The sequence below is a fragment of the Amycolatopsis sp. NPDC059657 genome (genome assembly GCF_042734395.1).
In the GTDB taxonomy this organism is placed as follows: Bacteria; Actinomycetota; Actinomycetes; order Mycobacteriales; family Pseudonocardiaceae; genus Amycolatopsis.
Window position 1 is genome coordinate 1 of the sequence record NZ_JBHWEB010000042.1, and the last position, 9399, is coordinate 9399.

At 69.2% G+C, this 9399-nt stretch carries 10 protein-coding genes; 5 read left to right on the forward strand and 5 right to left on the reverse strand.

All coding sequences use genetic code 11. From position 1 onward, the window contains the following. Positions 1-21: 21 nt before the first annotated feature. Entirely contained in the window at positions 22-1395 is a 1374-nt protein-coding gene (locus tag ACFV15_RS22765; RefSeq protein ID WP_378352594.1) for a glycosyltransferase family 2 protein, read from the reverse strand. Then, a complete protein-coding gene (xrtP, locus tag ACFV15_RS22770) occupies positions 1392-1898 on the reverse strand; it encodes an exosortase P (RefSeq protein WP_378352651.1) in 507 nt (168 codons plus the stop codon). The genes ACFV15_RS22765 and xrtP overlap by 4 nt, the downstream gene beginning before the upstream one ends. A 293-nt stretch (positions 1899-2191) precedes the next feature. On the opposite strand from xrtP, the gene ACFV15_RS22775 reads away from it, so the two are divergent. The 3 genes from ACFV15_RS22775 (at position 2192) to wecB (ending at position 4417) form a co-directional block, all read left to right on the forward strand. After that, positions 2192-2965: a choice-of-anchor P family protein gene (locus ACFV15_RS22775; protein ID WP_378352595.1), complete on the forward strand. Its 774-nt coding sequence runs from the start codon at positions 2192-2194 to the stop codon at positions 2963-2965. 14 nt (positions 2966-2979) lie between these two features. Next, positions 2980-3162: an LPXTG cell wall anchor domain-containing protein gene (locus ACFV15_RS22780; RefSeq protein ID WP_378352596.1), complete on the forward strand. Its 183-nt coding sequence runs from the start codon at positions 2980-2982 to the stop codon at positions 3160-3162. Positions 3163-3235: 73 nt separating this feature from the next. After that, positions 3236-4417, forward strand: coding sequence for a non-hydrolyzing UDP-N-acetylglucosamine 2-epimerase (wecB, locus tag ACFV15_RS22785; protein WP_378352597.1), 1182 nt, complete (start codon positions 3236-3238; stop codon positions 4415-4417). Here the strand turns inward: wecB and tsaD are convergent. Genes tsaD through tsaB form a run of 3 tightly spaced genes read right to left on the reverse strand, consistent with a single transcriptional unit; the run spans position 4376 to position 6545 of the window. Continuing rightward, positions 4376-5422, reverse strand: a complete 1047-nt coding sequence (tsaD, locus tag ACFV15_RS22790) for a tRNA (adenosine(37)-N6)-threonylcarbamoyltransferase complex transferase subunit TsaD (protein ID WP_378352598.1) — start codon at positions 5420-5422, stop codon at positions 4376-4378. The genes wecB and tsaD overlap by 42 nt on opposite strands. Next, complete coding sequence (rimI, locus tag ACFV15_RS22795; protein WP_378352599.1) at positions 5422-5895, reverse strand: ribosomal protein S18-alanine N-acetyltransferase; 474 nt, start codon at positions 5893-5895, stop codon at positions 5422-5424. The genes tsaD and rimI overlap by 1 nt, the downstream gene beginning before the upstream one ends. After that, entirely contained in the window at positions 5892-6545 is a 654-nt protein-coding gene (gene tsaB / locus ACFV15_RS22800; protein WP_378352600.1) for a tRNA (adenosine(37)-N6)-threonylcarbamoyltransferase complex dimerization subunit type 1 TsaB, read from the reverse strand. Before tsaB ends, rimI begins: the two co-directional genes overlap by 4 nt. A 67-nt stretch (positions 6546-6612) precedes the next feature. Between tsaB and ACFV15_RS22805 the strand changes: the two genes are divergently transcribed. Both ACFV15_RS22805 and ACFV15_RS22810 read left to right on the forward strand, forming a co-directional pair. Beyond that, the gene (locus tag ACFV15_RS22805; RefSeq protein ID WP_378352601.1) at positions 6613-8007 is read left to right on the forward strand and encodes an acyl-CoA synthetase; all 1395 of its coding nucleotides are present in this window, start codon (positions 6613-6615) and stop codon (positions 8005-8007) included. After that, positions 8000-9295 carry a carboxyl transferase domain-containing protein gene (locus ACFV15_RS22810; protein ID WP_378352602.1) on the forward strand — a complete coding sequence of 432 codons (1296 nt, stop codon included), beginning with the start codon at positions 8000-8002 and terminating at the stop codon, positions 9293-9295. The genes ACFV15_RS22805 and ACFV15_RS22810 overlap by 8 nt, the downstream gene beginning before the upstream one ends. The last annotated feature ends 104 nt before the right edge of the window (positions 9296-9399 follow it).

Here is a 9399-nt window from a genome sequence, read left to right on the forward strand (position 1 = left end):
GGTTCTGACCGCCCGCAACGCTCACGAGTCCAGTGCGATCTTGACGCCGGGGGCGTTTTCGGTGTTACGGCGGGTTTTGGCCCAGCCGTTGCGGCCGCGCAGCAGGCGGAAGAGCGCGCGCCATGACGTGATGTAGAACGTGTAGATGTACGCCGCGTAGGCGAAGCCCATGCCGATGCCGCGCAGCAAGTTCTTGCTGCGCAGGCATTTCATCTGGTAGATCGGGCCCCAGACGAGGAACGGCAGCAGGCCGAACGAGCCGTAGATCGCGAACAGGATCCACGCGCCGCCTGCGAACCAGGTCCACACCTGCGCCGGGTCACCCGCTGTGCTGATCAGCAGCACCACGAACGGGATCGGGTACAGCAGCGAGCCGAGCAGTTGCATCCACGGCTGCGCGAGGTAGTACATCATCTCCGCCGCGCCGAGGGTGCTCACGTGCGGCGAATCCCAGATCCGGCGCAGGTACCGCGCGCACTGCATGGTGCCCTGTCCCCACCGGGTGCGCTGCACCAGGAACCGGCGCAGGCTGTACAGACCTTCTTGCGCCACATGGGAATCCGGCGTGTAGCCCGTGCGCCAGCCCTCGGTGAGCAGGTGGACGCCGAGTTCGAAATCCTCCAGCAGCGAGCCGCGCCACGGCTGCTCGTGATCGCCCGCGATCGAGTCCAGCGCGGTGAGCCGGGTGAACTGCCCGTTGCCGCCCATCGAAATCGTGCCCGTGAAACCGCGGGAGGTCTGGATGGCCGCGATCGCCGTGCGGAACTCCAAGTCCTGTAACTGGGCCAGTTTCAGGCCGAAAGCACGCGACAGCCAGAAGCGGCGGTCGGGCGGAGTGTCCACATTGCTCATCCAGACGTCGAGCTGGACCGCGCCGATCGTCTCGTCGCCGAAGAGATGCTCGGCCGCGCAGACCTCGAGGCAGTTCGCCGCGGGCCTGCCGTCGGCGTCCACGACGATCACCACGGCGTTGTCACGCCTGCCATCGCCGAGCCAGGTGTTGAGCTCCTGATAAGCCGCGTTCAGCGCGTCGCCCTTGCCGGTACGGGCCTCCGGGCGCTTACGGGGTACCAGGTGGAGGAACTTGTCCGGCGCACCACGCCTGCGCCACAGCGCGCGCACGACGCGGGCGGTGCGGTCTTCGGAGTCGTCGTCGATGACCCAGACATGCGCGGTCGGGAACGTGCCGCGCAGGTACGTGACCGTCTCGCGGATGACCGTCTGCTCGTCGCGGCACGGCACGAAGAAGTGCCAGGTGAACGCGCTGGGGTCGCCGACGGGCGCGGGTTTGCGGCGCAGGTACGGGACGATGATCACGACCACGTACACGATGAACGCGACGCTCATCGTGAGCGCGAACGCCTGGGTGATCGCCAGCAGGACCTTCAGGCTCATGCGCGCCGCCTGGTCGACAGCCAGACGAACAGCACGAGCGTGCCGGCGCCGCCGATGACGCTGACCATCGAGCCGAGCAGGGTGTGACCCCAGTAGTAGCCGGTGTCGACGCCGAGCCAGTTCACCAATCCGACGATCGCGAGCACGCGGAGTTGATTGACGATTACAACGGCGACCGCCGCTATAGCGAGTGAAGTGAACAATGTTCTAGAGTTTTGTGGCCGGAACCACACCATCACCGCAGTCACCAGCAATAGGGGCAAAAGCATAAAGACCGACGAGCACTCCGGCGTCATTCTCAACCCGAGTGGAGTATCGCCCGATAACCCAAAGTAGACAGTTTCGCGGTCGCCTACGACTTCGGTACCCGATGAGGTGATGACGCTCAGTATCAAACCGGACAGATGGACTTCGAAAACCCGGTAGGCGCGCTCGATCAGCACCAGCACGACACCGGCCACTACCAGCGCGAACACGCTCAGGCGCACCGGAAAACGGCCCACAGGGGCGTCAGCTACCGCCACAATGAATTCCTCACTGGTCGATGAATAACGGGCGCCCGATCGCCTCACTACCTTGACGCTTTCGGCAGGATCGGCGAGTTACTTGCTCGGCCAATCAGGTGATAACACGAAAGACCACTCGTGCGGGTGGTTAACGATGTTTTCCGTGCTATTCGGCTCTTCAGTGGCGATAGTCGGATCACGAGCCGATGAACTCCTTGCCGGGTTTTACCCAGCGTAAAAACGCCCGGCACCGGCCGTGACTTTCCCATTCCCTTATTCCGGAGGACCAGTTGAAGAAGACGCACCTCTTGCGCCGGGCCGGGCTGCTCGGCGCCGTGGTCGCGGGTGTCGTACTCGCCGGTGCCGTGCCCGCTTCGGCGGCCGCCGGCGACGGTTCCGCGTACGGCGTCAAGGTCGACGTGAAGCTGCTCGGCGCCGACGCCGTGCAGGCAGGACCGCTCTCGGCGGCCAGCACGGCGGGCCCCGAGAAGATGAGCCTTGCCAAGGTGGACCTGCCTGGCATCCTGCTCGCGGGCGCGGTCAACACCGAGGCCAAGCGGGACGCCGAATCCGGCGCCGTGTCGTCGAAGGCCAGCACGGCCGACGTCCGGTTGCCGCTGCTCGAAGGCGCGCTCGGCAAGGTCGGCGTCAAGCTGATCGAGGCCAAGTGCAGTGCGACCCAGAAGGGCGTGCAGGGCGCCAGCACCTTCGCCAAGGCCGATCTCGGCAGTCTCGGCGAGGTGCCGGTGACCCCGGCTGCCAACACCACGCTCAAGGTCGGCCTCGGTGACATCAACGTCGCCACGGTCATCCTCAACGAGCAGATCAAGAACAAGGACGGCAGCCTCACGGTCAACGCGCTGCACGTGAAGCTGCTCGGCGCCGCGCTGCAGCCGCTCGGCTCGGGCGACGTGATCGTCTCGTCCGCGACGTGTGGCCCGGCGGGCCTGCCGATGCCGCTGGCGTCGGGCGCGGGCATGTGGATCGCGTTCGGTGTGCTCGGTGCGATCGCGGTGCCGATCGGCACCAGGATCACCCGGAACCGCCGCCGCGCGACCGCGTAAAGCGAGGGTCCGGAATGTACAAAGTGCCAGGTGCCGGTGTCGGCACCGCGGGCGGTGGGGTCGGCGCGCTGGCCGCCACCGGCGCCGATGTCGGCTGGTGGATCGCGGTCGGGGTACTGCTGCTGGTGCTCGGTGTGGTCGCGGTCTTCGCGTCTTATCGGCGCACTCAGCGCATCGCCCGGCATCGGGCGAGCTGATTGATTCGGGCTGCCGTCGGGTAATCACTGCCCGACGGCAGCCAACCCCTGCGTTTTTTCGACATACTGAGCTATGGCCGAGGAGTTCACCGAAGTGGACGTGTTGCTGCTCATCGGGACGCGTCCCGAGGCGATCAAGCTGGCTCCGGTCGCGCGGGCGCTCGGCGATCATCCGGTGCTGCGGTCCTTGCTGATACACAGTGGCCAGCACGAAGGCATGGTCGAGCAGGCGCTGGTGCCGTTCGGCGTGGCCATCGACGCCTGGCTGGATCTCCCGCCGCGCGCGTCCGGCGGACAGGCCGAGCTGGTGTCGGGGCTGCTTCCGGCCATCGACAGGGCCTTGGACCGCTATCGCCCGGCGGCGGTCGTCGTGCAGGGCGACACCACCACGGCGCTCGCCGGCGCGCTCGCCGCGTTCTGGCGTGGCATCCCGGTGGTGCATCTGGAAGCCGGATTACGCACGAATGACCTCGAATCGCCGTTTCCCGAGGAGGGAAACCGGCAGATGGTCTCGCGGATCGCCGCGCTACACCTGGCACCGACCCGGCAGGCCGCCGAGGCACTGCGAGCCGAGGGCGTTCCATCGCCGCGGATCGTGGTCACCGGGAACACCGTGGTCGACGCGGTCCGCACCATCGCGGCGCGTGACCTGCCCGCCGCCAACAGCGCGCTCGCGCTGCTGGAGATGGAGGTCGCCGAGGCCGGTGAACGGCTGGTGCTGGTCACCTCCCATCGGCGCGAGTCCTGGGGTGAGCCGCTGGAGCGCACGCTCGCGGCCGTCCGCCGGATCGTGCGCGAGCACGAAGACGTGCAAGTGCTGTTCCCGGTGCATCCGAATCCGTCGGTGCGCGCGCAGGTCGAGGCCGGGCTCGCCGGGTTGGAGCGGGTGACGGTCACCGGGCCGCTCGGCTATCCCGATCTCGTCCGCGCGCTGCGGCTGGCGGCACTGGTGCTGACCGATTCCGGTGGTATCCAAGAAGAAGCGCCCACTTTCGGCACGCCGGTGCTCGTGCTGCGCGAGAGCACCGAACGCCGCGAGGCGGTCGACGCCGGGCACGCGTGGCTGGTCGGCACCGACACCGAGCTGATCGTGTCGACGGCCAGGCGCCTGCTCGCGGGCACGCTCGTTCCCGCGCCGAGCTCGAACCCTTACGGTGCGGGCGATGCGGCCGCTAAAGCCGTGCTGGCGCTGGAAGCCCTGCTGGGCACCTTCTCAGAACGACACCACGCTGACCGGCAGCGCCGGGTTGGCTGACAGGTCCAAAGAGGACGGTGGCCGACCGGCGGCGACGACGTGCGCGCCGAGCGCGGCGATCATCGCGCCGTTGTCCGTGCACAGCCGCGGCCTCGGCACGCGCAACGTGATGCCAGCGGCTTCGCAACGCTCGGCCGCCAAGCTGGACAGCCGTGAATTCGCCGCGACACCACCGGAAATCACCAGCGTGTCGATCTCGAGTTCCTTGGCGGCCTTGATCGCCTTGGCGGTCAGCACGTCCGCGACGGCTTCCTGGAACGACGCGGCGACATCGTTGACCGGGATCTCCTCGCCACGGCGTTCGGCGGCTTCGATCCAGCGCGCGACCGAGGTTTTCAAGCCGGAGAAGGAAAAGTCGAACTTCGCGTCACGCGGACCCGTCATCCCGCGCGGGAACGCGATCGCCTTCGGGTCACCTTCCTTGGCGGCCTTGTCGATCGGCGGGCCGCCGGGGTACGGCAGGCCGAGCACGCGGGCGACCTTGTCGTAGGCCTCACCGGCCGCGTCGTCCACAGTGGACCCGAGTTCGGTGATGGACGAGGCGATGTCGTCGATGCGCAGAAGTTGCGTGTGGCCACCGGAAACGAGCAGACCGAGGCACGGCGTCGGCAGTGGGCCGTGCTGCAGCGTGTCGACCGCGATGTGCCCGGCGAGGTGGTTGACGCCGTACAGCGGAACGCCCAGCGCGGCAGCGTAGGCCTTGGCCGCCGAGACGCCGACCAGCAGCGCACCGGACAGGCCGGGGCCGGCGGTCACCGCGATGGCGTCCACATCGGACAGTTTGAGTCCGGCCTTCTCGAACGCGCGGTCCGCTGTCGGGACCATCGCCTCCATATGCGCGCGGCTGGCGATTTCCGGTACCACGCCACCGAAGCGGGCATGCTGGTCCACACTGGACGCGACCTCGTCGGCGAGCAGCTCGACCGCGCCGTCGTCGTGCAGCCGGACGAGACCGACCCCTGTCTCATCGCAGGAGCTTTCGATCCCCATGATGATCTTGGGCATCAGCCTGCCACCTCCTCGGTCCGCGCCGGACGCATCATCGTGTAAGCGTCGGCGCCGGACGGCTGGTAATACCGTTTGCGCAGGCCGATCCTGGCGAATCCGTTGGCTTCGTACAGCCCGATCGCCTGCTGGTTGTCCGTGCGCACTTCCAGGAAAACGGGGGCGAACAACTCGTCCGCGCGCGCGAGCAGCGCGCCGAGCAACGCTTTTCCGGCGCCTTTCCCCTGATGATCGGGGTCGACGCCGATGGTGTGCACACTCGCTTCGAACTCGCCGAGCTTGCGGCCGACGACCGCGAGCCCGGCATACCCGATCAGCTTGTCGTCCTCGTCGCGCGCGGCGAGGTAGTAACCGCCTGCCTCGAGCTCCGCGTGGAACGCGCGAGCGCTCCACGGGTCGTCACCGGCGAACAGCACGGCTTCGATCTCGACGCAACGAGGAATGTCCTTGCGTCGTAAGGCTTCCAGCCTCACGCGGTCACCCGCTTGCGCGCGGTCGGCTCGACGGCGTCGGGACGGCGGAGGTACAGCGGGGTCAGCGGCTCTGGCTCCTTGCCGAAGCTGTCACGAGCGGCGGCGACCAGGCCGGCGGGCGACGGGAAGCGCGGCCCGACGACTTCGAGGCCGAGCACGTCCGCGTACAGCTCGGCGCCCTCGCCGGCGGCCGACTTGGCCTCGGGCGTGAGCTCGACCGGCTTGTCGACGTGCGGCCCGTCGACGCGACGGGCTTCGGCGTCGTAGGCGGCCCAGTAGACCTCGCGGCGACGCGCGTCGGTCGCGACCAGCAGCGGGGCACCGTGCGCGGCCTGAATCGCGATGGCGTCGAGGCCGCAGACGGGGTACGCGGGGATGCCGAGCGCGTGCGCCAGCGCGGCGGCCGTCGCCATCCCGGCGCGCAGGCCGGTGAACGGGCCGGGCCCGACGCCGACCACGATCGCGTCGAGCTGGGCGAGTGTGACGTCGGCGGCGTTGACGGCCTCGAGCAGGTGAGGAGTGAGAAGCTCGCCGTGGGCGCGGGCGTTCAGCGTCACCTGCTCGGCGAGCACCGTCAGCTCGGTTTCGTCGAGTCGCACGACACCTGCCGTGATCGCGGGCGTCGAGGTGTCCAGGGCCAGTACCAGCACGGTATCCCAGCCTACGACCCAGCACCGGTAGCGTTTCACTCGGCTAGAGCCTGAGGAGGTCGATCGGTTGTTCCCCGCGTTGACGAACCCGTCCGGCAAGGAAGCGATCCGCTTCGGAGACCAAGCGCTGACCTACGAGCGGCTCGCCGGGGTGGCCGGCGCGATCGCGGCCGGGCTGCCTCGCGATCGGGTGGCTGTCTGGGCGACGCCGACGTTGCACACCAGCGTGGCCGTGGTCGCCGCCTTGCAGGCCGGAGTGCCGGCGGTGCCGCTGAACCCGAAGATCGGCGAGCGCGAACTCGGGCACATCCTGGCCGACAGTCAGCCGTCGATCGTGCTGGCCGAGCCGGGCGCGACACTGCCCGATGGGCTCGCCGCGTTGCCGCGCGTGGACATTGATCTGGCCGGTGACCTGCGTGAACTACCCGCGGAAGCCGGTGCCGAGGCGCCCGCGCTGATCGTCTACACCTCGGGCACGACCGGCCCGCCGAAGGGCGTCGTGCTCCCCCGCCGGGCGATCACGTCGACGCTCGACGCGCTCGAGGACGCGTGGCAGTGGACCGCCGACGACGTGCTGGTCCACGCACTGCCGCTGTTCCACGTGCACGGCCTGATCCTCGGGATACTCGGCCCGCTGCGGCGTGGCGGTTCCGTGCGGCATCTCGGGCGGTTCTCGACCGAGGGCATCGCGCGCGAGCTGGCCGGCGGCGCGACCATGATGTTCGGCGTGCCGACGATGTACCACCGGATCGCGCTCGAGGTCGCCGGGGACGCCGACCTGGCGAAGGCGTTGCGGGGCGCGCGGCTGCTGGTTTCGGGGTCCGCGGCGCTGCCGGTGCACGACCACGAGCTGATCACCGAGGCGACCGGGCAGCAGGTGGTCGAGCGGTACGGGATGACCGAGACGCTGATGAACACCAGCGTCCGCGCCGACGGTGAGCGCAAGCCCGGCACGGTCGGGGTGCCGCTGCCCGGCGTCGAACTCCGTCTTGTGGGTGACGCCTCGGACGAGATCGGCGAGATCCAGGTACGCGGGCCGAACCTGTTCACCGAGTACCTCAATCGCCCTGACGCGACGGCCGAGGCGTTCGACGACGGCTGGTTCCGCACCGGCGACATGGCGACGCGCGACGCCGACGGGTACGTGAAGATCGTCGGCCGCAAAGCGACCGACCTGATCAAGAGCGGCGGTTACAAGATCGGCGCAGGCGAGATCGAGAACGCGCTGCTGGAGCATCCGGGGGTCGCGGAGGTCGCGGTGACCGGCGAGCCGGATCCCGACCTCGGCGAGCGGATCGTGGCGTGGGTGGTGCCGTCCGGCGAGGCACCTTCGCTGGAGGAGCTCGCTTCGCATGTCGCGCGGCTGCTGTCGCCGCACAAGCGACCTCGGGTGGTCCGCTACCTGACCGAACTACCGCGCAACGACATGGGCAAGGTCATGAAGCGAGCACTCGATGCTTGACCTACTCGGCTTCACCGAGTTCCAAGTCGACATGTCGCCAGAGCCGGAGGACGGCCCGATCGGCTGGCCCGGTTACGGCGAAGCGGTGCGCGCGGCCGTCTCACGCAGCGGCTCGTCGGAGTCGGTGCGCGTCGGCACAGCGCACATCGGCGGCGTCGACGCGGTGGTGATCGCGTTCGAGTTCACGTTCCTCGGCGGCTCACTCGGGCGGAGGACGGGCGACCGGATCGAATTCGCCTTCCAGCGCGCCCGTGAATTGGGCGTTCCGGTGGTCTCGCTGGTCGCGACCGGCGGCAGCCGCATGCAGCAGGGCATGCGCGCGCTGACCCAGCTCCAGCGTGTCGCCCGTGAAGTCGCGTTGACGCGGGCGGCCGGGATCCCGCAGGTCTCGGTACTGCTCGACCCGACCACCGGCGGCGGCTGGGCGACACTCGGCGCGGGCGCGGACGTCGTGCTGGCCGTGCCGGGCGCTCAGGTCGGCTTCGGCGGCTCACGCGTCCGGCCTGCCGATGCGCCTCCCGAGGCCTATACGGCCGAGGCGAAGCTGGCTTGGGGTCAGGTCGACCAGCTCGTGCTCGGGGCCGACCTGCCGGAGGTGCTGGGCCGGTGGCTGCGGCTGCTGTCGTCGCCCGGTGCGGCCGCGGAGCCGCCCGCCGCTTTGGGGTCCGGCGAGCTGCCTTCGTCCGGGTGGGAGGCGGTCCAGGCCGCGCGTTCGGTTACGCGTCCGCGGGCCGGGGCTTACCTGGATGCCTACTTCGGCTGGCGTGAAGAGATCCGCGGGGATCGGGCCGGTGGCGTCGACGAGGGCGTGCTCTGCGGGTTCGGCTGGCGCGGACGGGCGATCGCCTACGCGGCCCAGTGCGGGACCGCGACGACACCGGCGGGCTTCCGCACGGCCGCCCGGCTGATCCGGCTGGCCGACCGGCTCGGGATCCCGGTGCTGACGCTGGTCGACACCCCCGGCGCCGCCAACGACGCGGCGGCCGAGCGTGACGGAGCGGGGCCCGCGATCGCGTCGCTCTTCGAGGCGGTCGCTCAGGCTCGAGTGCCGATCACCTCGCTGGTCATCGGCGAAGGCGGCTCGGGCGGCGCGCTGGCCTTCGCGGCGCCGGGGTCGACCTGGATCACGCCGGACGCGTACTTCTCCGTCACCTCGCCGGAAGCCGCGGCCGCGATCCTCAAGCTGGACCCGGCCCAGGCCCCGACGATCGCCTCGCAACTCCGGCTACGCCCGCAGGACCTGGTCGAGCTGGGCATCGCCCGAGCAGTGGTCTCCCGCCGGCCCTGAGCCAGGGAAAAAAATCCCAATGTGGCTTTGGTCAGCTCTGGAACCCCCAATGTGGCGTTCGTCAGCGCAGGAAAAAAAAACAGCACAAAACACAGCAGGAAAAC

Bases quoted from the DNA above. Each gene is read 5' to 3' on its own strand.
- ACFV15_RS22765 (WP_378352594.1), bottom strand. From the start codon at position 1,395: ATGAGCCTGAAGGTCCTGCTGGCGATCACCCAGGCGTTCGCGCTCACG.
- ACFV15_RS22780 (WP_378352596.1), top strand. From the start codon at position 2,980: ATGTACAAAGTGCCAGGTGCCGGTGTCGGCACCGCGGGCGGTGGGGTC.
- wecB (WP_378352597.1), top strand. From the start codon at position 3,236: ATGGCCGAGGAGTTCACCGAAGTGGACGTGTTGCTGCTCATCGGGACG.
- tsaD (WP_378352598.1), bottom strand. From the start codon at position 5,422: ATGCCCAAGATCATCATGGGGATCGAAAGCTCCTGCGATGAGACAGGG.
- ACFV15_RS22810 (WP_378352602.1), top strand. From the start codon at position 8,000: ATGCTTGACCTACTCGGCTTCACCGAGTTCCAAGTCGACATGTCGCCA.